This is a genomic window from bacterium, assembly GCA_036504735.1.
Taxonomy (GTDB): domain Bacteria; phylum Electryoneota; class RPQS01; order RPQS01; family RPQS01; genus DASXUQ01.
Genome location: DASXUQ010000017.1, coordinates 338,279 through 364,377, shown reverse-complemented (window position 1 = coordinate 364,377; position 26,099 = coordinate 338,279). Strand labels below are relative to the sequence as shown.

General features: G+C 58.5%; 15 protein-coding genes. 8 read left to right on the top strand and 7 right to left on the bottom strand.

What is annotated here, in order from left to right; genetic code table 11:
* Positions 1-51: 51 nt before the first annotated feature.
* Entirely contained in the window at positions 52-4,140 is a 4,089-nt protein-coding gene (locus VGL38_14020; GenBank protein ID HEY3296542.1) for a C25 family cysteine peptidase, read from the bottom strand.
* 299 nt (positions 4,141-4,439) lie between these two features.
* On the opposite strand from VGL38_14020, the gene VGL38_14015 reads away from it, so the two are divergent.
* The 3 genes from VGL38_14015 (at position 4,440) to VGL38_14005 (ending at position 7,974) form a co-directional block, all read left to right on the top strand.
* Positions 4,440-5,867 (top strand): hypothetical protein, encoded by a 1,428-nt coding sequence (locus VGL38_14015; protein ID HEY3296541.1) that lies wholly within the window; start codon positions 4,440-4,442, stop codon positions 5,865-5,867.
* Positions 5,868-5,903: 36 nt separating this feature from the next.
* Positions 5,904-7,037: a carboxypeptidase regulatory-like domain-containing protein gene (locus tag VGL38_14010; protein HEY3296540.1), complete on the top strand. Its 1,134-nt coding sequence runs from the start codon at positions 5,904-5,906 to the stop codon at positions 7,035-7,037.
* Positions 7,038-7,116: 79 nt separating this feature from the next.
* Complete coding sequence (locus tag VGL38_14005; GenBank protein HEY3296539.1) at positions 7,117-7,974, top strand: sulfurtransferase; 858 nt, start codon at positions 7,117-7,119, stop codon at positions 7,972-7,974.
* A 193-nt stretch (positions 7,975-8,167) separates the two neighbouring features.
* Here the strand turns inward: VGL38_14005 and VGL38_14000 are convergent, their stop codons facing one another.
* The gene (locus VGL38_14000; protein HEY3296538.1) at positions 8,168-8,614 is read right to left on the bottom strand and encodes an SRPBCC family protein; all 447 of its coding nucleotides are present in this window, start codon (positions 8,612-8,614) and stop codon (positions 8,168-8,170) included.
* Positions 8,615-8,634: 20 nt separating this feature from the next.
* Positions 8,635-8,787, bottom strand: coding sequence for a hypothetical protein (locus tag VGL38_13995; GenBank protein HEY3296537.1), 153 nt, complete (start codon positions 8,785-8,787; stop codon positions 8,635-8,637).
* A gap of 638 nt (positions 8,788-9,425) precedes the next feature.
* On the opposite strand from VGL38_13995, the gene VGL38_13990 reads away from it, so the two are divergent.
* From VGL38_13990 to VGL38_13980, 3 genes are all read left to right on the top strand, one after another.
* Positions 9,426-10,610, top strand: coding sequence for an HD domain-containing phosphohydrolase (locus tag VGL38_13990; GenBank protein HEY3296536.1), 1,185 nt, complete (start codon positions 9,426-9,428; stop codon positions 10,608-10,610).
* 287 nt (positions 10,611-10,897) lie between these two features.
* The gene (gene acs, locus VGL38_13985) at positions 10,898-12,862 is read left to right on the top strand and encodes an acetate--CoA ligase (protein ID HEY3296535.1); all 1,965 of its coding nucleotides are present in this window, start codon (positions 10,898-10,900) and stop codon (positions 12,860-12,862) included.
* Between the two features lie 514 nt (positions 12,863-13,376).
* Complete coding sequence (locus VGL38_13980; protein ID HEY3296534.1) at positions 13,377-18,419, top strand: T9SS type A sorting domain-containing protein; 5,043 nt, start codon at positions 13,377-13,379, stop codon at positions 18,417-18,419.
* Between the two features lie 231 nt (positions 18,420-18,650).
* Here the strand turns inward: VGL38_13980 and VGL38_13975 are convergent, their stop codons facing one another.
* Positions 18,651-19,667, bottom strand: a complete 1,017-nt coding sequence (locus VGL38_13975; GenBank protein HEY3296533.1) for a T9SS type A sorting domain-containing protein — start codon at positions 19,665-19,667, stop codon at positions 18,651-18,653.
* Positions 19,668-20,126: 459 nt separating this feature from the next.
* Here VGL38_13975 and VGL38_13970 point away from each other — a divergent pair, with 459 nt between their 5' ends.
* Positions 20,127-21,035: a polysaccharide deacetylase family protein gene (locus VGL38_13970; protein ID HEY3296532.1), complete on the top strand. Its 909-nt coding sequence runs from the start codon at positions 20,127-20,129 to the stop codon at positions 21,033-21,035.
* Between the two features lie 18 nt (positions 21,036-21,053).
* Positions 21,054-22,157, top strand: a complete 1,104-nt coding sequence (locus tag VGL38_13965) for a glycosyltransferase (GenBank protein ID HEY3296531.1) — start codon at positions 21,054-21,056, stop codon at positions 22,155-22,157.
* A gap of 72 nt (positions 22,158-22,229) precedes the next feature.
* Here the strand turns inward: VGL38_13965 and VGL38_13960 are convergent, their stop codons facing one another.
* The 3 genes from VGL38_13960 to VGL38_13950 all read right to left on the bottom strand — a co-directional run bounded on the left by VGL38_13960 (position 22,230) and on the right by VGL38_13950 (position 26,029).
* Complete coding sequence (locus tag VGL38_13960; GenBank protein ID HEY3296530.1) at positions 22,230-22,610, bottom strand: sensory rhodopsin transducer; 381 nt, start codon at positions 22,608-22,610, stop codon at positions 22,230-22,232.
* Positions 22,611-22,622: 12 nt separating this feature from the next.
* Positions 22,623-23,057 carry a DUF2231 domain-containing protein gene (locus VGL38_13955; protein ID HEY3296529.1) on the bottom strand — a complete coding sequence of 145 codons (435 nt, stop codon included), beginning with the start codon at positions 23,055-23,057 and terminating at the stop codon, positions 22,623-22,625.
* A 71-nt stretch (positions 23,058-23,128) separates the two neighbouring features.
* Complete coding sequence (locus VGL38_13950; GenBank protein ID HEY3296528.1) at positions 23,129-26,029, bottom strand: FAD-binding and (Fe-S)-binding domain-containing protein; 2,901 nt, start codon at positions 26,027-26,029, stop codon at positions 23,129-23,131.
* Between the last annotated feature and the right edge of the window lie 70 nt (positions 26,030-26,099).

Sequence of the window (26,099 nt, the reverse complement as noted above, 5' to 3'; positions counted from 1 at the left end):
CAAACCGGAGAGCCTGCGGCGTCTCATAGGACCGTGTCCGGCGTCCCCGGGCTATTCGTTGCGGCGGGCGCGCTTGACAGCAGAGGCGTTGCCCATCGCGCCGGCAGCATTGGGAGCATAGGCGCGCACGACGTAAAAGGCGCGCGCCGCTGAGGGATTGACGTCAAGATAGGACGTATCACTGACTGTTGCTACAAAGGTGCTGCCGTCCGGTATGAACTGGACGCTGGAACTGCGGTAGACGTTGTATTGCATCGGCGGAACGGGGTCACCATGGACGTCAGTGGTCACGCGATTCCACAGCAGCCGGACGTCATCGCCGACACGCAGCGCGGTTACATTGCGGGGCGTGGCGGGAGTATCGATGGGAAGCTTCTGCGTGGTAAAGAGAATGGCGCGGCCACTGATCATGGGCGCCGCGCCGGGGATGGCGGGGCTGACGCGATTGTAGTAGCTGTAGAGCACGCCGTCTGTCTGGTCAAGATTCTCGATACCGACCGTGGCGTAATCGTTGGAGGATGTGACGTCGGTGGTATTGGCGCAGATTTGATACTGGAAGAGAATCTCGCCGTCGCCGCTCTGGGTCGGAGGATAGCCGGGCTCATAGAGAATGCATTCAAAGGATTCGGGTTCCAGATTCGATCCGGTCCACTTGGACACGCTGAGTCCGCTCCACTCGATGATGAAGCGGTGGTTGGCCTGATCATGGTAGACGTAGACGCCATCCGGGTTGCCGAGGCGCGTCACGTTCAGAACGTAGTTGCCCTGAGAGGTACCGTAGCCATCCACGATGATGTAATAGGTGGTTCCGGCGCCGAGGGTCCGGGCAATCTGTGAGCCAGTGCCGCAGGGGCCGTAATCATCGTTGCAAGCAACTTCGGTGATGCCCGGACAGGGGCCGCCGCTGCGAATCATCAGGCCGGTGTCGTAGTTGCTGCCACAGAGGGAGATGGTGTAGGTGGTGGTGACGTCCGGCGTGAGCTGGTAAAAGACATCGGCGCTGTTGGACACCGCACAGGTTGAGCCGGAGTAGTCATTGCCCTGATTGACAGTTGTTCCGGAATCGGCATAGGGTGTAGAAGTGATGATGGTTCCCGGACAGGTGGGGCTTCCCTGATCCAGAGAACTCCGGCCTTCCGGATGCGACGTCATCGATGATTGGCCGGCCACGCGCAAATCATCCCAGAACGGCGCAATCATGGCATTGGGCCCCATCGCCGAAGGGATCGTGTAGTTGCGGAAATCGGTGTAAGCGGCTTGTGAAGCTCCCATCGCCAGCCAGCCATTGGAGCAGACAGAAATTTGCGTGTAGTCCTGTCCGTAATAGCGGAACGTGAAGGGCAGATCCACGACGGTAGTCGCGTCCTGCTCATCGGCGTTGTCTAACAGGCCGATCACGGTGCCGGATCCACCTTGCCGCCGGTCAATTTCCACCCAGTTGTAAGTCGGATGACGCGGATACGCCGCATCGGTGTTATCGAAGGCCCAATATCCGTACTGGTCGGCAGGCGTGGGCGCATTGGACGCGATGCTGCCGATAGTGAGAAAGGTCCTTACCGTATCCGTGAAGCCGTTGGCCAGCGGAAACGTTACCGTGAGGGGCACGCGCTCACCGGGATAAGCCTGGAGGGTGGCGCTGATGCCCCACAGATTGCTGGAGTTCCGGCACTGAGCGGTGGGTCCGGCGGAGCCGAAGACTCCGATGCTGTCCGTAATGACTACTGCGGGATCGGACGAACGCAGATAGCCGGTCATGTTGGCGGGCGACGTGCGCGTGCCGACATTCTGCAACCAGAAATAGAGGCCTGCACCTTCACCGGGATCGAGAATACCGTTGCCTGCTCCGGTCAGCACTGAGCTTGAGAACTGGTACTTGCTGTTCGAGAGTGTCACGGAAACAGCAGTGGTCCAGACGTGTGAGGCGTCATCGGTGACGGTAAGGGAGAACGGCACCACGTGACCGCTGGGGAAATAGCTTGCAAGGCTGAACACGAACGGCGCAGCGGGCGCAACCGAGTCTCCGGCGGCGATGGAGCCATAGCTTGCCGTGTTGACATTGAGCGCGGTGACATACGGATCGTTGACGGTCAGCGTGGCTGTGATGCCGGTGGCGGTGAGAGGTCCCCAGTTGCGCAACCGCAGCGGGAGTTCGATGGTCTCGCCGGGATTGGGCTTGCCGTCACCATTGCCGGAACTGTTGCCATTGTTGTCATCATCGAAGATCAGCGCCTGCGAGGCTAAGGAAACATAGGGATCCCCCGCTGTGATCAGCGTGTAGGAAATCGCCGGGCGGCAGTTGTGTTTGGTGGCGGTGACGAATAGCGTTTCGGCGGTGGTGGTGGAGAAATTAAAGCTGACAGATCCGGCAGCATCGGAGCGTCCCGCCACGAAAATCTCGGTGCCTTTGACCAGATTCACCCAGGCATCGGCCACCGGCTGACCGAGACGGTTCGTCACGCTCACATCGAAGTGGTTTGTTCCCACGGGAGCTGTGGCGGGATTGTTGACATGCAGCGTATCCGGCGTGCCGGTGAAAATATCAATGGCCGGCTCACCGATGAGTGTCGTAATGCCGCTGAAGAAGGCGACGTTGCTCGAGTCTGTCGGATAGCCTCGGTAGAGTTCCAGTTTGGCACGCATAAGAGAGCCGCCGGTCGTCCGGTTGCCTTCGCGCAGCATTCCCTGCATGGCGCCGGTCATGAGAATGTTATTGAAGCGCGTATGCGTCGAAGAGGTGGACATGCCGACCGCCGCTACGGCTCCACCGTTGCCCACGCGGACAAAGCGCTCGGTAATATCATCGGTGCTGAAGTCATTGGTGCCGCAGGTGAGCGCGAGCAGGAATGGCAGACGCCGCCCGTTACTCAGGCCACTCAAGTCATTGCCTTCGAAGCCGTTCATGCCGAGATAGCCGCGGTAGCACCAGATGGAAACTCCCGAATTTATGCTGTTGGTTATCTTAGAGCCGTCAACGGATTCGTTGGTGTAATACACCGTGTCGATGCTGCTGGACGGGTATCCTGTCTCCAGCAGGCGCTCACGCACCCAGCGCATGGTATGAACCGCAGAGGTGCCCGACCCACCAGCAAACAGGCCTGCACCCGCGTACCAATTGGGCTTAGTGCCACCGCCGATGGCCACGGGATCACGTTCATAGTTCAGCACCTTGTTGGTAATAACTGCCAGCTCTGCGCCGGAAGCGAAACAGAGGCGGCCAATGGCAATATCCGGCAGCAGATCCGTGCCGTCGAGCCGGGTGTAATCCCAATCCCCCGCGCCGCCGCCATAGGTGTAACAGGGAACGGTGTAGGTTCCGTTAGCGTCACCCGCGATGCAGACGAATTCCAGCGGAGGATTCGCCCCATTGTAGCGGCTCTGGATGAAGGCTTTGATGCCTGACGTGCTCCAGTTGGCAATCTCATTGGGTCCGGCGATTTCTACCTTGTAGCCGCGCCGCGTGCGCCATGTGGCGAGGTTCTGAATGCCGCTCTGCACCATGCCGTTGTCCGCCACAATGAACAGATAGGTACCGCGCTCCACCAGATTATCCAGTGCCATGTCGTCCCAATTGGGAACAAGCGGCCTTAGAGTGTTGGCAACGGTTTCGGTAATGGCTCGTGGCCGTGGCAGGGATGCGCCGGATTCGGTCAGGCGCAGAGTCGCATGGCGCAGGACCCGCAGCGTGTGAGCTTGCGGATCCTGTTTGACCGGAAAGACGCGCAGCAGCGCGAGGGAGACGCCGCCCATGATCTGGCGCGGGCTTATGTCTGCGGTGAGAGCATGGGTATCGAATTGCTCGGAGGACAGGGATTCCGAACCGGGAAGATCAATCCACTCTTCCGAGACGATCTCTACCAAAGGGTTACCCTGCGAGCGCAGGGCAATGAAGCGCGAGTAGACCGGCAAGGGCGGCGCATCGTCGCTTTCGAGCGCGGGTTCTCCGGGCAGCATGACGCGCTGCAAATCTGTCTCCACGCCGGGGACCTGAATATCTACCTGCCAGGTGTCCGACGACAGACTGCGGATGGAGAGCTGAGGTTCGGTTACAGGGTTGCCGGATTCTACCGGAAGCCACGCCGCGAAAGACGCAGCCGCCATAAACAGTCCAATGCCTGCGGACAAAATCGGTTTCAAGATCATGTTTCTCGATCTCCCATAGCGACACGGTGACGGCATATCACTTATCAATATAGGCCGTTAGCTCTCGTTTGGCAAGACTTTGCGACCATGCCAAAAAGAATCTTCAAAGACAGCGGGAGCACGCGGCATCCAACAGAGAGCCATGACTTTTGCAACATTTCCTTTGGACGGCTTGACTTACTAAGGTTTGCAGCGTATCTTTTAGCAGGACAGGAAAGCTCGCGGGATTCTGGCATAGGCGACCAGCCTCTCCGGAGTCTTGGCAAGGAACGGACAACTCGGCACGACGGGAGGAAGCGATGGAACTTCGGAAATGCTTGATTTTGCTGGCGACCGTAAGTGCGCTGATCTTGAGTGCGGCATCGGTTTCCGCACAGACAACCGTGAGTGGAACGGTGGCTCTCGATGGCGGCATAGGAGACATTACCCAAGCCACGGTTCAGGCGGATGGTCAAGGGACTCCCACGACCCATCCGAACGCCAATGGCTACTACACTCTGACCAATGTGGAAATTGGCTTACGGAGGCTGACGGCCAGCCTTGAGGGGTTTGTAACCGATACGCTGCACGTCTTTCTGACCGAAGGCGGGTACAGCGAAGCCGATATGTCTCTGCGCCGTGATAATCCGCCCGCGCCGTTGAACCTGACGGGGACCATTTTGTGGTCCTTCCGGCTGGACAGCCTGCACTGGGATGTTTCGCCGGATCTGCTGGTGGATGGCTACAAGCTCTATCGTAAGCAGCACAGCGCCGACGTGTTTATTCTCCGCCAGGCTATCTGGGGACGCGATAACAATACAACTATGGATGATCTGGATGCGGAAGGCGATTGGGACTATGCGGTGACCGCGGTGGACACCAACATGTCGCGCCCTTGGGCGGAGTCTGCATACTCCAACACGGCGCGGCAAATCTACCTGCATCTGGCGCCGACCAACCTGACGGCGGATGGGAATTTTGACAGCCACGTTCATCTGGCGTGGAATGCTCCGGGAATTCCCGGCCCGAACTACGTGCGTCCGCCACGCGGCCACGGGCACAGCACCCTCGATGAGCCGAGGTACCTGATATACCGAGACGGCACTCTGCTGGATTCGGTGCTGGCGGCATCGACCACATGGGATGATAATGGTCTGCCGGAAAATGTGCCCCATACATATGAAGTGGCGGCGCGTTATGATGACAACGAGTCGTCGCCCCTGTCGAACTCCGTGACCGTCCGCTGCAACATGGCACCGGGAGCGCCGACCAATGTGCAGGCGACACCCATCAGCGAAACACAGATGCGCCTGACGTGGGTTGATCCGGCCCTCAACGCGGATGGAACGACCTGCGTGGATCTTGCAGGTGTGCAGGTGCTGCGCGACAACGAGGTGATTGCGACCCATATTCTGCCGGGAGTGCAGCAATTTACGGACACACCGGCGAACCCGGCGATCTGGCATACGTGGACGGTGCAGGGATTTGACGAAGTGCCGAATGCCGGGCCGGGCGACAGCGTGCGGGGGCGCATACTGGTGTGCATGTGTGAACCTGTGGAATATGACTGGGTAGACATCTCCACCATCGGGACCAATACGGGGCTGACAGGTGGCGATGAGACCTTGGGACCGTTTGCGCTCGGTATTCAATTTCCGTTTTACGGCAACACGCACAATCGCATCTTTGTCTGCTCCAACGGCTGGGCGTCGTTCACGGACAGCACGAGCACGGCCTCCCTCAATTAGCACCTTCCCAGCCCTTCCGGCCCCGCGTGTGCGTTGATGCCCCTGTGGGAGGACATAACGTTCACTCCGGGGAGCACGGTAAAGTACTATCACGATGCGGCGAACCAACGGTTCGTTCTTGCGTGGGTGGTTGTCGGTGGCCCGGCTTTTGAGTTGATTCTGGACGCCAATGGCGGTGTGACGTACCAGTATCAAACGGTTGGCGCAGACATTCCGGCAACGGTGGGAGTGGTCAACTGCACCAACACGGATGCCTTTGAGGTGTGCTACAACGGCAGCGGACATTGGTGTCCGACAGATAGCAGCGCGCTTCAATTCTGGGGCGGACCGCAGCAGGCCATTCAAGGAACCGTGCGGCATTTGGGAGGCGCTAACCCGCCGTTGAATGGAGCGCAGGTGTGGGTTACGGGCGGTGCGGACACAGTGCTGACCGACGTTTTGGGCAACTATCTGCTGCCTTTGAATCCCGGAACCTATACGGTGCATTTTGCCTACACAGCTCATTGCGATTCTACCCGTCAGAACGTCGTGGTGGAGGCCAACGTGAATACCACGCTGAACGTGGCTCTGCGCTCGCCGGCCTTTACGTCCAGCGTCTCATCCTTGACCTTCTACATTCACCAAGGGCAGAGCACACCGCAGACCTTTACGATAGCGAATACAGGTGGTAGTTGCCGGCTGCTATACAGTATTGTGGACAGTGTGGATTGGCTGAGTTCCAGCCCGGCGGCCGGGATCGTTGAACCCGGTAACAGCATAACGATCACGTCTACGATTGTACCTGCATTGACTCATCCGCTTGACCACACCACAATGTATGTGTACCACAACGCATCCGGTAGCCCTTTGCCAATTCAGGTAGATGTTGGTGATGTCGGGGCAGCGGATCGGGACGACCATCTGCCCACGGTGTTTGCCTTGCATGCGGCTTATCCGAATCCCTTCAACCCGACCACAGAGATTCGCTATGACGTGCCGAAGACCGAGCATGTTGAATTGAGAATCTACAATGCGCTGGGGCAGGAAGTTGGCAGGCTGGTGAATGGGATGCAGCCGGCGGGACGCTACGCGGTGTCATGGAATGGACAGGACGTGGCCAGCGGGCTCTATCTCTGCCGGATGCAGGCGGGGAGTTTCGTGGCGATGCAGAAGATGCTGCTGATGAAGTAATGTTTACCCCCATCTAACTTCCCCCACGAAGTGGGGGAAGGATTTGAGCCTGCCATAGGTGAAGAACACCGTGAGGATTATGCTGATTTCAACTGAGGAACTTGCCCGCAGGCTCGGTGAGCCGGGGCTGGTGATTGCCGATATGCGCTGGGATGCGAGCCAGCCCGATGCAGGACGCGACGCATTCCGCACGGGGCATATTCCCGGGGCAATTTATGTGGATGTGGATACCGAACTTTCCGACCGCTCGGACTTGAGCAAAGGCCGGCATCCGCTGCCGGATCCGGAGCAGTTTGTACGCACACTGGCGCGGTTAGGTATCGGCGAAGGAACGACGCTGGTGGTTTATGACGACAAGGCGGGATCGCTGGCGGCGCGGCTCTGGTGGATGATGCGCTGGGTGGGCGGAGCGGAAGCACTGGTGCTGGACGGCGGTTTCGCGGCGTGGGTTGCCGAAGAGCGGCCTGTTGAAACCGGTCCCGGCAAATCCCCTCTCCCCCACCCGCAGCCGCTCGCTGCTCATGCGAACGTGACGATGGTTGCCAATTATCCCGAGGTCAAAACGCAGGGTGACAAGATGCTCCTGCTGGATGCCCGTTCCGCGGAGCGGTATCGTGGCGAAGGCGAGACAATTGACACCCGCGCGGGGCATATTCCGGGAGCGATCAATGCACCGTGGGCCGATAACGTGAAGGCCGAGGGCGTTCCGCATTTCAAGACTCCATCGATGCTGCGCTCGCACTTTGAATCGCTTGGCGTCCGCGACGGCAGGAGAGTGGTTTGTTCCTGCGGCTCAGGTGTGACGGCGTGCCATGATCTGCTGGCTCTCGAGATTGCAGGATTGCATGGGGCAAGACTGTATCCGGGATCGTGGAGCGAATGGATTGCAAAGGATTGTCCCGATACCCCCCTTATGCTAAGGGGGGAGACCCGATGACCGATGCGACGGGTGGGCCAAGCGGGGCAGGCCCAAGTCTCAAGAGGCCTGCCGCCGCGAAGCTCTGGCCCTTCCCCTTTGAAAAAGGAGGAAGCAGAAGGGGTTTTGAATGTGTTTGCTGGTATAGAGAAGACCGGAGTCTGAATGAACAGGCTCCGGTCTCTTTGCGAGCGCTCGGAAGAGTAGTATGCGCTCACAACCTATCGGTGTGGGAACTGACAGTACTCTCGGCGAACTGCTTGAAGTTCTCCAAGTCTTCCTTGAGCTTCTTCTCAGGATTGTCGAAGAGCTTGGCAATGGTCTCGGCGCCGGTCGGCGCCTTGTACTGGATCGTAGCGGTGACTTCGGTTTCATCGGGATTGATGCTGCGGAACAGCACTTCGCCCTTCGTATCGATGGTTCCGCCTGAGCTTTGCCACGCGATACGCTTGTTAGGCTCGAGCACGGTGGTATCGGCATCCCATTCGACGTTCTTGCCCAGCGGGCCGTCCATCACCCAATGGCTCTTGCGGTCGCCCATCTTCCGGACCGATTTGATGTTCTTCATGAACTGCGGAAAATTTTCGAAATTGGCCCACAGTTGGAATACGTCGTTGATGTTGCGCTCGACGATGATGGTCTGAGTAATCTGGTCTGCCATGGTCGCGTCTCCTTGGTTTTTCAGTGTTCCATTTCCGCCGGAACCGACTCCCGCTGCCCGTCTGCGCGTTGTTCCGCCGGCAGCAATTCCGTCTTGACCCATCCGACCTTGCGGGCGTCGAAGTTCAAGTAGGCGTCAATGGCCGAGGTGATGGGCGCCACTTGTGTGAGCACCTTTTCCGTGAAAGATAACGGTCTTCATGTATGGCTCTCCTTGCGGGTAGTTCAGTCAGGAGGTTTTGATACTGGAAGTGTTGAGTAACTCGATGTGCGGAAGGTAAGCGGGTGACCTGTCGAGGGATACGCGTGTGCGTTCTCATAATACGCGGTTGGGTCGGGCAAGTTTCTTATTAAGTTAGAGTTAATCTGTAGATCACGCTGTATCGGCCACGTGAGGACAAGAAGGGGCAGGAAAGAAAACGCTGAAACGCTGAAAATCTGAAACGCTGAAAGAATGGCAAAAACATCGTTATTTCCCTTGGATTGTGTCGGCAGGCCCTCGGCCCCCTTTCCCCATGAAATAGGGAAATGGGAGCAGAACCCCCATCCCTAACCCTTCCCGTCCCTCGATAAATCGGGGACCTACCGTAGGGGAAGGGAATAAAAGCCGGGCACAATCCTTCTATGGCCGGGCATGCGAAATCCTAAGACGCATGCCGCGGCGAAGCGTGGGGGCACGGCGAAGGCTTGGGGCAAGGTGTGCCGGGTCCATCTTCCTTTCAGCCTTTCAGATTTTCAGCGTTTCAGCGTTTTCTTGTGGCGGCATCGAATTTGCAACCGGATTGGGAGGTAAACTTTGAGGTGTTGACGGAATGCGACTATGCGGTGTGACTGAACTCGAACCGGGAATGAAGATTGCGCGGGATGTGTGCGATGAGCGCCTCGAATTGCTCATTGCCTCGGGCTTCCTGCTGACAGAACGCGTCATCGACCGGCTTGTGGAACTGGAAGTTGAAGACGTCTATGTGGAAGAGGCCGGTACGGAGGACATCGAACCCGAACCGGAAATGATCTCCGACAAGACCCGGCGGCGTACTCATAAGCTGCTCAAGCGGACCTTCGATGACATCGTAGGCCTTGCCGAACTGCGGGAGATCGCCAACGAGGACGTGATCACGATTCTACAGTATGACGATCGCTATGCAAACGCTGTCAATGTGTCGGAATTTCACGAAGTCGTGCATCGGACAGTCGAGGATCTGTTCTCGCATCACGTGGAGATTTTCGAGACTCCGGTGGTGAAGACCTACCTGAACCGCACCTACGAACATGCTCTGAATACCTCGGTGCTGTCAATCATGCTGGGACGGGCCTTCGGATATGCGCAGGAAGAACTGCTGGTGCTGGGATCGGCGGCCATGCTGCATGATGTGGGCAAGCTGGTCATGCAGGACTTGGTGAACAAGCCGGTGCGGGATCTGACCCACGAAGAGGCCCGGCTGTTGAAACTGCATCCGGCGGCAGGAGCAAAGATCCTCGAGCGCAGTTCGACCAACACGGTGTTGGAGCAGGCGACGATTCGGCAGCACCACGAGCAGCAGGATGGTCGCGGCTATCCGCTCAAACTCTCCGGGACCAATGAGCCGCCTACGCGGCTGCGCATGGCGCGCGGTGACCAGATATTCCGCTTTGCCGAGATCCTCTCGGTGGCCAATACCTTCGACAACCTGATCAACGGTGACTTAATTGTCGAGGCCATGTCTCCGGCGAGGGCGCTGGAAACTCTGGTGCGGGGAGCAGGATCGCTCTACAACCGTGCGGTGGTGTCGAAGGCGCTGGAGCTGATCAATGTCTATCCGGTGGGCGCGATTGTAGAAATCACTATGGGCAATCTGATGTTCGACCGGGGCATGCGCGGCGTAGTCCGGCGCAGCACGGGACAGCGGTTGCAGCGGCCCGAAATCCTCGTCCTCTGGGACAAAAAGGGCAACAAGCTGACATCGCCGAGGGTCCTCGATCTCAATGTGCATCGCGGTGTGGAAATCGATTTGTCGTAATTCATCTCTTAGGAAGATGCTTTTAAAGGAGGCGCATGGTGATGCGCCTCCTTTCTTATGGACCTAAACATCTTCCGAAATGACTTGTCCATCTAAATATCACCAAATTCTTCATCACATTCACAATCATGAAGAGTCGGGGTTAGGGACGCGAGCCCGTGGCAAATATGATGTGCTATCCACAGACATGGAAACTTCATAGCACAAACAGGAGTGTTAAGAAAGGTCTGCTACCTTGTTGGCCGCAATTTCATCCCTTTCCCACATGGTTAAGCCAAGGATCGCTTATGAATCCCCATCCTGAACATGGCGAGGTGTTTACCAGCCCGTATCGCGCGCCTGTCCGGCCGCACATTCGTGATTTCGATGAATACCGCCGGCTCTATGAGCGCTCGATCCGCGAGCCGGAGCAGTTCTGGGCCGAACAGGCCAAGTCCTTGTACTGGTATCATCCGTGGACGAAAGTCCTCGAAGCGGAATTTCACGACGGCGAGGTGACGTGGTTTCAGGGCGCGATGCTGAATGTGGCCTTTAACTGTCTGGACCGCCACCTGCCGGAGAAGGCGGAAGACACGGCGATTATCTGGGAAGCCGATGATCCGGGAGAAAGCCGGAGTATTACCTACCGGGAGCTGAAGTGGGAAACGGCGCGCCTGGGGAATGTGCTGAAGAATCTGGGCGTTCGCAAGGGCGACCGTGTGGTGATCTACCTGCCGATGATCCCCGAACTGGCGTTTGCAATGCTGGCGTGCGCGAGAATCGGAGCGGTGCATTCGGTGGTGTTTGCCGGATTCTCGGCCACGGCGCTGCGGGACCGGATTCTCGATTCGGGCACGTCCGTGGTGATTACCGCCAACGAAGGCCGGCGCGGCGGCAAGAGCATTCCTCTCAAGTCCATCGTGGATGATGCCGTGGCGGGAGTAGATGCGGTGTCGAGCGTGCTGGTAGCCAAGCGTACGCCGAAAGACGTGCCGATGCAGTGGGGCCGCGATATTTGGCTGGAAGAGGCGATGCTGAGTGAGCGCGGCACGTGTCCGTGCGAATGGATGTCTGCTGAAGATCCGCTGTTCATTTTGTACACGTCGGGATCTACAGGCAAACCCAAAGGCTTGATGCACACACAGGCGGGCTATCTGCTGTATGCGTCGCTGACACACAAGATCGTCTTCGATTACCATCCCGGAGATATTTACTGCTGTGTGGCGGACGCGGGCTGGATCACGGGCCACAGCTATATTATTTACGGTCCGCTGTGCAATGGTGCGACCACGGTGATGTTCGAGTCGACACCGATGTATCCCGATCCGGGCCGGTACTGGGATATTGTAGAGCGGCATCGCGTGAACAGCTTCTATACTTCGCCGACGGCAATTCGTTCACTGGTGCGTGAAGGCAAAGACTGGGTGAAGAAGTACGACCGCTCCAGCCTGCGGATTCTCGGCACGGTGGGCGAGCCGATCAATCCCGAAGCGTGGCGGTGGTATTATGAGGTAGTGGGGGAGGGCAAATGCCCGATTGTCGATACATGGTGGCAGACGGAAACCGGCGGCATTATGATTACGCCGCTGCCGGGAGTGACGGCGCTTAAACCCGGCAGCGCCACCCTGCCCTTCTTCGGAGTTTCGCTGTGCGTGGCGGACGAAGACGGCAAATGCATGGAAGGCAACGGCGTCACCGGACACCTGTGCATTGACCGCCCCTGGCCGGGTATGGCGCGCACGATCAACCATGACCACAAGCGTTTCCGCGACACGTATTTTGTGAGCTATAAAGGAAAGTATTTCACGGGAGACGGCTGCCGCCGCGACGAAGACGGCTATTACTGGATTACCGGACGCGTCGACGACGTGATCAACGTGGCCGGACACCGTCTGGGCACGGCGGAGATCGAGAACTCGCTGGTGGGAAACCATCTGGTCGCCGAAGCGGCGGTGGTCGGCATCCCGCATGAGATCAAGGGGACGGCGATTTTTGCGTTTGTCGTGACTCAAAAGGAAGCCGAAGACATGCAGCGCGACGAAATCACGGGCGCGTTGAAAGAGCAGGTGCGCAACGATATCAGCCCGATTGCGGTACCGGAGCAGGTATTGACGGTGAATGCCTTGCCCAAAACCCGTTCCGGGAAGATTATGCGGCGGATTCTTGGCAAGATTGCTGCCGGTGAGTACAAGGATCTTGGTAACATCACGACATTGCAGGATCCGGCGGTGGTCGATCAGATCATTAGCGAGCACAAGCGGATGCCGAAGTGACGAGGAACGCGTTGCTTGCCGCAGGGGTTTTACCTCCCGGCGAGAGGCATTCATAGCGCAAATGCCTCATCAATTTATAATAGGACAAGGTCAGTGTGTTTTCACTGGCCTTTTTCTTTGGCAAGGGGATTGCATTTCCAACCGGCAAGTGTAAAGAGTTGTCTTTCATCACATAGAGATCCAAGAGACTGGAAATGACTGCGGAGCAGGCGTTCTGCGCCGGTGAGCGATTTTTAACTCGATACTCTATAAGCATTTGTTTGCGCATGAGCACAGCATCTTGATTTGCTGGTCCAAATTCCTGCTACCGCCAGCCCGATCTGAAGCTAAGTTAATCACCCCTTGAATACGCACAGTTTACGGTCCCAAAACCGGCTTAACCGGTATGTGCCGCAGGTGGCAAAGGGCGGGCAGATTTTGCCTAATAGTTCGAGCATTCCTTGACTTTTACCTAAAACAACGTTACTTTCGAACGTACCAACCCCCATGCTAAACCAAGCAATAGGAAACAGCTATGAGAGTCAGAAAACGGTCTTTTCTTTGGGTCGCGGCGATACTGCTGCTGGTCTGTTTGGCGTCCGCTTTTGCCAGCGGCGTAAGCGAAGCAGATATTGCACGGATCAAAGCCAAGGCAGTGTCAGGACAGACGTTCACCAATGCGGACATCGCCCTGGCCAAGCAAATCAACGCGACGACCGACAGTCGCATTGATCTCGAACAGGCGCTGAACCCGAGTTCGCGTCTGATGCACAACCCGCTCGACAATCAGGGCGGCCCGGATGGATTCGGTTACGCTTTTAACGACAACGTAGCACCGGATACCGCCACGTACAACTGGATCGAACTGTGCGGCGACCCCAATGCCACAGACGGTCCTACGGGCGATGACGCCACGGCCCCCGCTACCATTGGTTTCACCTTTTCGTTTTACGGAACGAACTACACGACGTGCAATGTCACCACGAACGGTCTGATCACGTTCGGTGGCACCAACACCGCTTTCTCCGCTTCAGATCCGGCAACGACAACAGCGACCTATCCGTATATAGCGCCGTTCTGGGCAGACATGAATACCGGTGACGCGCAGGGCACGGGCGGTGGTTGCAACAGCGACGGCACGGCTCCCTGGATCCGCTGGAAGACTGTGGGCACGGGTGCTGATCAGCACTTTGTGGTGGAATGGCGCCGGATGCCGGAATATAACGGCACGGCTAACCTGTTCAGCTTTGAAGCGATTCTCTATCCCAGTGGCAAGATCAAGGTTCAGTATCACGCGACCGATTGGGTCATGCCGACCCTTGCCGGCCGCAACTGGGCTTGTGGTTTGGACGGCCTCGGTGCCACGGACGGCGCGCGCTACTGGTTCCACAATAACGTCGACAATTCGGACCTCGGCTTCGTTCCTGCGGCCGGTCGCGTTATCTGGTTTGCACTGCCCACAGGCGTTCCGAATCCTGTCACCAATTTGCAGGGTTCCGTCGCCGGCAGCGACGTAACGCTGACGTGGGTTGATCCGAACCATGACACCAACGGCAACCCCTTGACTCCGGACAGCATTCTGATTTTCCGCAACGGTGTTCTGCCTGCGCAGCAGATCGGCCATGTGGGCCCCGGCGTTCAGACCTTTACGGCCACCGCTCAGCCGGATGGCCATATCACCTATTTTGTCCGCGCGAAGGCCGGCACCTATATGAGCGCCCCGGCGAGCGTTGCTGTGGCGGTGGGCGAGACCCCGTGGCGTGAGACCGGTTACGACTGGGTGGACATCACCACGGTCGGCACCATCGCCGCACAGGCTGACGACATCAACACCGGCCCCTATGATCTCGGCTTCACCTTCAACTATTACGATACGCCTTTCACGCAGATCCGCGTCTGCTCCAACGGCTACATCACCTTCGGTGATGCGACCGTTACCCTTAGCCCGCCCTGCCCGCCAAACGCCGGTGTGCCGAACGGCGTGGTCTACGGCTTTGCCAGAGACCTCTTTCCCACTGCAGGCCAGTGCAAGTATTACGCAGATGCCGCCAATCAGCGCTTCATCGTGAGCTGGGACAATTGCCCGGCTTTCGGCGGCAGCCCCTTCTACAATTTCCAGATCATCCTGACGAGCAGCGGCAGCATCACCATGAACTACGGCGCGATGGGCAACACCTCGGGCGTCGTGGGTCTGGAGAATCTGGACGGCAGCGACGGTTTTGGCCTGTGGTGCAGCACCACCGGTGAGTTCACGCCCGGCGGCAACAATGCCGTTCAGTTCTGGGGCGGCCCGCTGGTATATGCGACGGTCACGGGACATGTGACGCTGGATGGCGGCAATGGCGACGTGACGGCTGTCGCGGTTCGTGCCAACGGCGCGGGCACCCCGTCCGTTCACCCGGCCGCGAACGGTGATTATACGCTGTCGAATGTGCAGATCGGCAACAACCGCCGCGTCACGGCGACCCTCGCCGGTTACATTGACGGATCGACGGTGTTCAACCTCGACGAGAGCGGCCATACCGGCGCCAACCTGACGCTGCGCCGCACCAATCCGCCGGCTCCGACCAACTTGACCAGCAGCGTCCTGACGGTTGCCCGCAAGGACAGCCTCCATTGGGACGTCTCGACGGATCTTCTGGTAGATGCGTACAAAGTGTACCGCAGACTGCAGGGCGAAACGACGTGGAACCTCCGTCAGACCGTTACCGGCCGCACAACTCAGTGGGTGCGTGATACGCTGGAAACCGACGGCGTGTACCAGTTCGTGATCACGGCCATTGACAACGGCGTCACCAATCCGCCGGTCGAGTCCGACTATTCCAACATGGTGACGAATCCATTTGGCCATCTTCCTCCGATCATGCTGTCGGCCAATGGCAATTTCGACAACAAGATTCAGCTTGCGTGGCGCGCTCCGGGTTCCCCGCCGGAATCCGAACTGCTGTATGACGACGGCACCGATGAAGGCGGCGGTATTGGTTTCAACCAAGGTTTCCCGGCCGCATGGTTTGTGTCGCATTTCCAGACCACGAGTGGCCCGGCGACGATTTCGCGGATTGACGCGTTCTTCACCGGTATCGCCGTTGATGGCAACGCCATCCAGCTCGCCGTCTTTGCGGACGCCGGCAACGGCACGCCGTCCACGACCCCGCTGGGCTTGACGGATGCGACTCAGACCGCTCCGTTCGACGTTTTCACCAGTTACACGCTGGCGTCGCCGGTCACGGTACCGAGCGGCTCGTTCTTTGTCGGCGTTCGTCAGATGACAGCGACCCGCGTTGAGATCGGCGGCGACAATACGACGCCGTATATCAACAACACCTTCTATTACACGACGGACGGTACCGCGTGGAATACGTGGGAAAGCATCCCGCTGCTTTACATTCCGATGATCCGTTGCTATGCTTCCGGCGCATTCGGCGGCCTGGCAGAACTTTCCCCGTCGCCGGCGGTTACGACCCCGACGACCTCGGCTTTCTCAGCCGTTCTCGAATCCAAGACGGTAAAGGCCCTTAAGGGCACCGCTTCCGTAGCCTTGGCCGCCAACAAGAGTGGCAAGGTTGACGTTCGCGCTGCCATGCCGACCAGTGCCCGCCCGATGAGCCCCTGGGCAATCGCGCAGCACCGTTTGGCCAGCGTGGCCCCGCACAGCCCGATCGTCTACGCTTCCGGCTCCGCCGGACGTCACGGTCATTCGCTGGATGACGTGATTCGCTATGTCATCTTCCGCGATGGCACGGCCCGCGACTCGGTTGCAGGCACGATTCTGACGTACGACGATATCGTTGGCTCGGCGAATGAGAACCATCCGTACAGCTATGCCGTCGCCGCCCGTTGGGATGATGGCGTTCTGTCCGCTCAGTCCAACGTGGTGACCAACGCCCGCTGCAACATGGCTCCGGCAACCCCGGGCAATGTTGGCCTGGCGGTGCTTGGTGAGACGCAGATGAGCATTACGTGGGCCGATCCGACGACCAATGCGGACGGCACTCCTTGCGTTGACCTGGCCGGCATCCGCGTTTATCGCGACGGCACGCTGATCACGGCGACTCCGGTTGCCCCGGGCGTGCATTCGTACACGGACACTCCGCCGGATCCGCGCCAGATGTACACGTGGTCGGTGAAAGCCATTGACGAAGTGCCGAACGAGAGCGCCGGTGCAGATACGGCCGGTTTTGTGAACTCCCCGTACCGTACGGTGGAATACAACTGGATCGACATTTCGACCGTTGGCACCAACACCGGCATTGCCGGTGATGACATAAGTGCCGGCCCGTTCGATCTGGGCTTCAACTTCCCGTACTTCGGACAGACCTACAACACGATCAACGTCTGCTCGAACGGCTTCGCGTCGTTCAACAGCACGTCGACAACCTTTACCAACCAGCATGTTCCGCAAGCCGGCAACCCGACGCTGGGCCTGTATCCGTTCTGGGACGACCTCAACCTGTCCTCGGCCGGCCAGTGCCTGTACTACTCGGATGCCAGCAACCAGCGTTTTGTTATCGCATGGCTGGGCGTTCCCATGTATTCCGGCGGCGCTCTCGTGACCTTTGAACTCGTGCTGGATCCCAGCGGTGGTGTGATGTATCAGTGGCAGACGACTGCCGGTGATGCTTCCGTGACCGTGGGTCTGGAAAACGGCGACAATACCGCTGGCTTCGAACTCTGCTACAACGGCACGGGTCCGATCTGCCCGACCGATGGCGGCGCCGTTCAGTTCTGGGGCGGTCCGCGTCAGGCCATTCAGGGTGTCGTTCGTCACGCCGGCACTCCTCCCACCGCGCTTGCCGGCGCATGGGTGCGTGCGGGTAATGACTCGACACAGACCGATGGTCAGGGCGCTTACAACCTGCCCGTGGCCCCCGGCACCTATACCGTGTCCTTCCGTCACGCGACACATTGTGACACTGCCCGCGCCAATATCGTGGTCGAGCAGAACGTCAATACGACCCTCAACATGTCGATGCGTTCCGCCGTTGGCTCTGTCAGCGCCACCTCGTTGACCTTCGTGGCTCATCAGAATGAGACCGTTCCGCAGACCTTCACGATCACGAACGCCGGCACAGGCGCTTGCCCGATGACCTTCCAGGTCCTCGACAGTGTGACCTGGCTCAGCAGCAATCCGGCAACCGGCACGGTAGATCCGGGACAGACTGTGACGATCACTGTCACGGCGGCTCCGGGCACTATTGCACCGGGCGACCGCCACACCACAATGCGTGTGGTTGCCAGCGCACCGGGCAGCCCGTTCCTGATCAACGTTGACATGACCGTTCTGAACGTTGAGGCAATCCCCGGCCTGCTGCCGACGGTATTTGCCTTGCATGCCAACTATCCGAATCCCTTCAACCCGACCACCCTGCTGCCCTTCGATGTGCCGCAGAACAGTCAGGTGAACATCGTCGTCTACAACGTCATGGGTCAGGAAGTAGTCACGCTGGTCAACGGCAAGTATGCCGCGGGCCGCTATCAGGCTACGTTCAATGCCGAAAATCTTCCCTCGGGTCTTTACCTTGTGAAGATGACCGCCGGAAACTACACGGCCATGAACAAGATGATGCTGCTGAAGTAAGGATGAAGGATGAAGGCGGAAGGATGAGGGGCAAACCGAATCCTGACGCTTTAAACCTCGATGAATGCATGCAGGGGCGGCCAAGTTGGCCGCCCCTGCTGTGTTTGGGCGATTTCATCCGACAGGTTGACCAAAGCGCCACGGCTTCCGGGGTCGCAAAAGAGAAGGGCGCACGGTTGTGCGCCCTTCGGACAAGCTGTCAATGGTCCTCCATATTGAATGAGGCGTGCGCTATTTCAGAAGCACCATCTTAATCAATTGAGGCTGCTGGGCTCCGACAAGCTGCGCAAAATAAACTCCCGAAGGCAGGCCGGTGCCGTCGAAGTTCACTTCGTGTGCGCCTGCATCGAACACGCCGGAAGCCAGCGTGGCAACGGTCCGTCCGGAGACGTCAAATACGTTCAGCGTAATGTGGCTCTGCTCGGACAGGTCAAACGCAATGCGCGTGCTGGGGTTGAAGGGATTGGGATAGTTGCCCAGCAGACGGAACCCGGCGGGGACCTGGGCCGCAGGCGTGCCATGCGCCACGGTGATCAGTTGCAGTTCATGCGTGCCGCCATTGATATCTTCAGAAATCAGGCGGTAGGCATACATCATACCATCCTGCGCGGTCTGGTCGACAAACGAATAGCTGGTTTCGGATGTGCTCTGTCCCTGGCCGCTGACCTGACCGATAAAGTCCCACTCTTCGCTGTCCTGAATCTGACGTTCCACGCGGAAGCGGCTGTTGTCTGTCTCCGAGGCGGTGCTCCACGCAAGGTGAACGCCATCCGACGCGTCGGCGCCGGTAAAGGAGAGCAGTTCCACCGGCAGACGGTCGTCGCCGCAGAAGACGGAGAGTTCATAGGAGGTTCCCGCGTCAGTCCGGCTGTCCACGATGATCCAGTATTGCCCGGAGGGCAGGCGCAAATTCAGATTATGGGCATTGTAGGCGATGCAGGCATTCTGATTGCAACTGGTCAGCACAAAGACGCCGAGAGCATGCTGGGAGTCACCCTGCCAGTTGAGGCGGATCCAGAGGGAATCTCCGCCGTGGTTGATCCGGTAAACGTGGGCCTTGCCATTCCAATTCGTACTGCCCGTGCAGGAATAGCGGTAGATGTCGTCATGTCCGCGCACGGTGCTCGAATCTATGACGTCTCCGCATTGCAGAATTCGCGGCGTGCACCACGCGTGAGCGGTCTGAACCTGAAAGCCAGCAATGGCCAGAATGATCATGAGAGAAAAGAAGCGTAGGGTTGTCTTCATAAGTCGTTCATCCTTGAGTGTATGGATAGGTTGTTCGTCTTCCGGGCCTAATATACGGTGAGATTACCCCTTCTCGCCACCCATCCGGCTGTGGGGACATGTCATAGACTCTGTTCTGTGGACATGCGGTGCTTTCGAACTTCTAACTGCGGGTACTGCGGTTGGATACCGCTGCCAAGCCCATGTTTGAGATCGGCAGCATTATGGCGGAATGTGCGGGACACTCGATAATTTTCCGGGTCAACTGGGATATGCCTCCAGCCACAGGGTGGTCACCAGTATAGTATCGGTTTCTAAACCTTGACGTCGGCAAATACGTATAAGTCTATAGAGAGTAGAAGGATATGCCGAAGCCCCGGAACGCTCTTGCGGGCAGTGTCTTGCTTTTCAAGCATGGATTCCTTTTATTGATTCGTTGCCGTTTATCCACCGAGTTCATACCCGAGGATTATTCGCCGAGTGTCTGTCCTCCGAGAAACCGTTGCCACGTTGTTCCGCTATAGCGGATTGCCGTCGCTGATCCGCGCACTGCTGGTGCGGGACCGGGCGACGATTATCTTCTACCACGACCCCCAGCCGGAGGTCGTGGAGCGGCATTTGCAATATCTGGCAAAGCACTACCGCTTTGAGACGCTGGACCGTGTGGTGGATGCTATCCGGCGCAAGGATTGGACAGGAATCCGGCGGCACTCGCTGGTGGTGACGATTGATGACGGGCACCGGGGCAATGCGCGCCTGGGCGAACTGTTTGCCCGGTACGGGGTGCGGCCTACGATTTATCTGTGCAGCCAGATTGTAGGCACGGAGCGGCAATTCTGGTTCCGGCTTCCGGGAGTGCGTGCCGGCGAATCGAAGCCGCTGCCCAACGCGAAGCGCCTGGCGGAACTGAAGCGCCGCTTCGATTGGGATCCGCTGACGGTGAATGCCGGTCAGCGCCACGCGTTGAGCCTGGATGAGCTGAAGCAGTTGCAGCCGCACGTGGATTTTGGTTCGCATACACGCTTCCACCCAATCCTGACCACGTGCAGTGACGCCGAGAGTCGTGAAGAGATCGCGCTCTCCAAACAGGAAATTGAAGCCATGCTCGGCAGTGAGTGCCGGCACTTCAGTTATCCCAACGGGGATTACACCGTGCGCGAGGCGAATTTTGCCCGCGAAGCTGGATATGTGTCGGCACGCACAGTGGATTTGGGATGGAACGGGCCGGACACGGATCCGTACCGCTTGAAGATGACCGGAGTGTCGGACGACGCGTCGGTGAGTGTGCTGGCCTGTCAGGTGGTGGGTTTTCCCACCTATTTCGGAAGGCTGATGAAAGGCTGTGTGCGCGGCGGGCATCCGGTGACGCGGCCCATCGCAACACCATAGCAGAAAGTTCAGACAGTTTTGCGGATAGTCATTACCACGACCCTCAACGACAACCTGTTCTACGCCAAGCTGGTGCCGCTTCTGCGTTCCCGGCCGGATATTGAACTGATTGTCGTCACGGACCGGCAGGGGCCTGCCTACGAAGGCGTGCGCTGGGTCTGGCCGCAAGGGATGGTAGCGAAGTTCGGGCGGCTGGGCGGACGGTTGCTGCTGCTGATCAAAGAGATCTTCCATCCCCGCACGCGGCTGGTGATGGCCTACAATCTGGTGCCTCACGGCATGTTTGCCACGGCACTGGCGAAGTTGCGGCGGCGGCCTGTGTTTCTGCACTTCATCGCAGGTGCAGCTGAGGTTCACTTTGCGCACAACCCGAAGATCAGCCACAACCGCATCATCTTTCGCAGCAAGCATCCGGAGCGCATCGAACGCTGGGCCAACCGCACGGCGCACAAGGTGGATAAGATCTTCGTGCCGGGACACATGACCGCAGATTTTCTGCTGCAGCACAGTTTTCCCGCATCGCAGATTGAGTTTCTGCACAGCACCGTAGATCCGGCCATCTACTACTATGGACAGGAGCAGCGCGATCTCGATGTGACCGTGGTGGCGCAGATTCTCGAGAACAAGCGTCCGATCTACACGCTGGAAGCTCTGGCAGAAATCAAGCGGCAGCGGCCGGAGGCAAACTTCTGCTGGCTGGGCGACGGGCCCATGCATGATGAATTCGCCGCCGCAGTGGAGCGATTGGGGCTGAAGGATTCCCTGACGTGGACGATCACCAACGATGTCGCGCCGTATTACCGCCGCTCCAAGGTGTTCATGCTGTGTTCGATGAGTGAAGGATTGTCTCTCGGCTGCATGGAGGCCATGGGCTGCGGTGTGGTGCCGGTGACGTCAGACGTAGGAGATATGCGCGAGGTGGTGAGGCCGGAGGAAACGGGACAACCCGTTGCGGTGGATTCGCCATCCCAAGCCTTTGCCGATGCGGCGCTGCGCTTCCTGAATGACGAAACGTTGTGGAAGAAGTATTCTGAGAATTCGGCGCGACTGATTGAAGCGGAGCACAGCTTTCCCTCCGCCATCAGCGCCTGGCGGAAACTGCTTGAGCCGCTGGACCGGTAAATTGCAAATGAGATTCCATACAAAACGGGTCAGCCATTGGGCTGACCCGTTCTTATTTCGATAGTCCATCTTCTAATCCAGTGGACAGGCCATGGTGCTGAACAGTCCGTTTTCCGCCTGGCGGGAATCCAGACGGGTATGCTGTACGATGATCGGAATATCGGATTCGATCAGGCACGCGTAATCGGTGTCGGTGGGCACGGGTTCGGGGTCGGTGAGGTTATTGAAGCGTGTGTGGAGCGTGCGCTTCCCGGAGACCGTAAGCCTGTAGGGCCCCGCCGGATTGCGGTCTTTGAAATAGAGCGTGAGCGTGACATGCGCGTCGCGTTCCGAGGTATTCAGAATACACACGGCCTCATGACTGAGCATCTGCGGAGTGGGGCCATTGCTCCAGCCCGGAATGTAGCCGTCGGCAATTGCCCACACCTTGTGTCCCAAAGCGCGGTGTTCCATAAGCAGCCTCCCCTACTTCTGCTGTTCCACAGCCACGCCGTGCACGTACACCAGTTCCCCGCCCAGCCATCCGGAGAGCCCCAGCAGCAGCACTCCGAGAATGCTGAGGATGAAAGGCAGCCCGTGCGTCAGCGGGTTTCTCATGCGCAGGGAAAAATCAATGATGAAGATCACCACGATAGTCAGATTGATGACCATGTGCCAGGTGGCCAGATTCTTCACGCGGGGCTGCGACAGTGAAAGATAATCGATGAAGCCGGGCATGGCGGCGACGAGCGCGCCGATAATGCCGCCGCCCATCGTGTAATAGGCGACAAGACTCCAGGCGTCATTTCCCGACGCGAGAAAGACAATATCCGACACGAAGGAGAAAACCCACAGACCGATGGGAAAAGCGATCAGCATCGGGTGCAAAGGGTGCTTGGCAATACTGGCGGGACTGGCCATAACAGATTCCTTTCCGTTACACGGATATGAACTTCAGTGCGCGGCCTCGGTCTTGGCGAGGCGCTCCTGTTTTACAAATGCCCGGTAGAGCAGCTCCGCCGTATGCAGCCCCGGCGGCCCGTCCCTTCCTGAATCTGGCTGCGGCAACTGAATCCGTCCGCCACCAGATAGGTGGTGCGCGGCGCCTCCTCTATGGCGGGAAGCAGATGCTCCTTGGCGATCTTCATCGACAGGTCATAGTGGCGGGTCTCCAATCCGAAGGAACCCGCCATGCCGCAGCAGCCGGGCTGCGGCTCTTCGATCTCGAGCCCCATTTTGCGCAACATGTGCCGTGCGTCGTCCACGTTCAAGGAGGCCTTCTGATGGCAATGGCCATGAAAGATTGCTTTGCCTCCAAGCTGCGGCACCCGCAGGCCCTTCTGCTCCACGAACTCGCTGAGCAGAAAGGTGCTGTCCTTCAAGCGGCGTCCGTCTTCGTTTTGCGGCAGCAGATTGCGAACGTCATCGCGGAAGACCGTGGCCGTGCTGGGCTCGAGCACAATCATCGGCAGGCCGTGAGCAATGAACGGATGCAGAATGTTCAGAGTCTGGCGGATCTTCTTCTTGGCGAGATTCAACATGCCGTAGTGAATCAGCGGGCGAATCGCGCCGACGGGTTCGCTCGGCACCAGCACGCGGTATCCCCAGCGCTCGAGTACACGCTGCGCCGCCTTCAGGCTGTTGGGCGTAAAGCAGTCGTTAAACACATCGGGATAAAGCACCACCGCGCGGCCATTCATCACCGGCGAGCGATGGGCGCGATGCCAGTGGCTGAAGGTCTCGCGCGCGAATTTCGGAATGGGACGATGCGGCGAAATTCCCGCTAAGGCCTTTGCAATCGGCTGCAACGCCGGCGTCTGGGTGAGAAAATTGGCCAGTTCGGGAACGATGGCTCCGAGGTGCGCCCAATAGCCGATAAGCCCCATGGAATAGTGTTCGCGCGGGCGCAGCCGTCCTTCATAGTAGTGAGACAGGAATTCGGCCTTATACGTGGCCATGTCCACATTGACCGGGCACTCCTTCTTGCAGCCCATGCAGGCAAGGCATAGATCAAGAGTCTTTAGCACGTCGTCGCTCTTCCAACCGTCCGTAATCTCCTCGCCGCGCATCATTTCGAAGAGCGCCCGCGCACGGCCACGTGTGGTATGCTCTTCCTCCCGCGTGGCCACAAAACTGGGACACATGAAGGCATCATGCGTGCGGCGGCAGTCTCCCACACCCACGCAGCGCAGCACGGCCCGGGCAAAGCTGCCCTGATCATCGGGATACTGGAAGTGGGTATCGCCCACCTTGGGATTAAACTGCGGACCGAGCCGCAGATTCTGGTCGGGACGGTAGGCATCGATGACCTTGCCCGGATTCATCTTCCACTCCGGATCCCAGATGGATTTGTATTCCCGGAAAGCATCCATTAACTCCGGGCCGTACATCTTGGGCAGGAAGATCGCTTTGGACTGGCCGTCGCCGTGCTCCGCGCTGAAAGATCCACCGTAGCGGACGACAAGACTTGAGGCCTCATCGAGAAACCCCGTCCACTTACGGATACCTTCCTGCGTGAAAAGGTCAAACGAAATCCGGCAATGAATGCAGCCGCCGCCGAAATGTCCATAGAGTGACGAAGAATAGTTGTACTTATTCAGCAGCGCGCGGAAATCCCTCAGATAATCGCCGATGCGATCCGGCGGCACCGCGGCATCTTCCCAGCCTTCCCACGCCAGCGGCATGTCGGGCACATTGGCCGTGGCGCCGAGGCCGGACTCGCGCACTTTCCAGAGCTTGGTCTCCTGCGCGGGGTCGTCAAACATTCGCATCTGGGGCGGATGGGGCACATGGCTAAGCATCCGCATGGCATTCTGCGCCGCCTCCCTCGCCTGCTGCCGGGTCTCGCCGCCGAATTCCACCAACAGCCAGCCTTTGCCTTCGGGCAGCAGCTTGATGTCGCCGGGGTGCATGCCCTTCTTGCGCATGTACTCAATGAGAACGTCGTCCATCCCTTCCAGACCAATGGGGCGGTACTGAAGAATTTCCATCACATGATCGCCGGCGGTGTAGACATCCGGATAGCCCAGCACCAGCAACGCTCGGCCCGGAGGGCTGTACACCAGCCTCACCGTGGCCTCGAGAATCATCACGCAGGTGCTCTCGCTTCCCACCAAAGCTTGAGCCACGTGAAAGCCGTTTTCCGGCAAAAGATTATCGAGATTGTAACCGGAAACCCGGCGGGGAATCTTCGGATAGCGCTCGCGGATCAACGGAGCATAGCGCGACCGCAGATTGTTCAGCTTGCGATAGATGTCCGCCTTGCGCCCACCTTCAGCGAGGATCCGCGAATATTCCGCGTCACCGGTCACGCCAACACGGGTGCGCAGGCCATCATAGGTTAGAATCTCCAATTCAATCACGTTGTCCGCTGTGCGGCCTGCCATCACCGAATGTACGCCGCAGGAGTCATTGCCGATCATCCCGCCAAAGGTGCAATGGGTGTGCGTAGCCGGATCCGGGCCGTACGTCAAATGATAGGGATTCTCGGCCAACTCGCGCAGGTCATCGAGAATCGTCCCCGGCTCCACGCGCGCATAGCGTGCCTCCGGCGCGATTTCCAGAATACGGTTCAGATACTTGGAAAAGTCGATCACGATGGCCGTGTTACAGGTCTGTCCGCAGAGTCCGGTTCCGCCGCCGCGAGACACGATGGGCGCACCGTGGTGCCGGCAGGCGGCGACGGCGGCTTCCACGGCTTCCTTACTGCGGGGAATCACCACGCCGATGGGAATCTGCCGGTAGTTGGAGGCATCGGTGCTGTAGACGGCTTTGCTGGCCAGGTCGAAGCGGACTTCACCGTCCACAGTCGAGCGCAACTCCTTCTCGAGCGCCTCAACATTCACATCCACCACACTGGGTCGGACGGCCTTACGAATCGCGGTAATGGTCATAGAAGGATTCGCCTCCGCTGGGTTCATGATCGACGCGCATGAGAACACATCAGGCGGAGCACAGCGCTAC

Coding starts and splice junctions, on each gene's coding strand:
- VGL38_13975 (HEY3296533.1), bottom strand. CDS start 19,667: ATGAAGACAACCCTACGCTTCTTTTCTCTCATGATCATTCTGGCCATT.
- VGL38_14020 (HEY3296542.1), bottom strand. CDS start 4,140: ATGATCTTGAAACCGATTTTGTCCGCAGGCATTGGACTGTTTATGGCG.
- VGL38_13960 (HEY3296530.1), bottom strand. CDS start 22,610: ATGGAACACCGCGCTTTGGGACACAAGGTGTGGGCAATTGCCGACGGC.
- VGL38_14005 (HEY3296539.1), top strand. CDS start 7,117: ATGCTGATTTCAACTGAGGAACTTGCCCGCAGGCTCGGTGAGCCGGGG.
- VGL38_14000 (HEY3296538.1), bottom strand. CDS start 8,614: ATGGCAGACCAGATTACTCAGACCATCATCGTCGAGCGCAACATCAAC.
- VGL38_13950 (HEY3296528.1), bottom strand. CDS start 26,029: ATGACCATTACCGCGATTCGTAAGGCCGTCCGACCCAGTGTGGTGGAT.
- VGL38_13980 (HEY3296534.1), top strand. CDS start 13,377: ATGAGAGTCAGAAAACGGTCTTTTCTTTGGGTCGCGGCGATACTGCTG.
- acs (HEY3296535.1), top strand. CDS start 10,898: ATGAATCCCCATCCTGAACATGGCGAGGTGTTTACCAGCCCGTATCGC.
- VGL38_13990 (HEY3296536.1), top strand. CDS start 9,426: ATGCGACTATGCGGTGTGACTGAACTCGAACCGGGAATGAAGATTGCG.
- VGL38_13955 (HEY3296529.1), bottom strand. CDS start 23,057: ATGGCCAGTCCCGCCAGTATTGCCAAGCACCCTTTGCACCCGATGCTG.
- VGL38_14015 (HEY3296541.1), top strand. CDS start 4,440: ATGGAACTTCGGAAATGCTTGATTTTGCTGGCGACCGTAAGTGCGCTG.
- VGL38_14010 (HEY3296540.1), top strand. CDS start 5,904: ATGCCCCTGTGGGAGGACATAACGTTCACTCCGGGGAGCACGGTAAAG.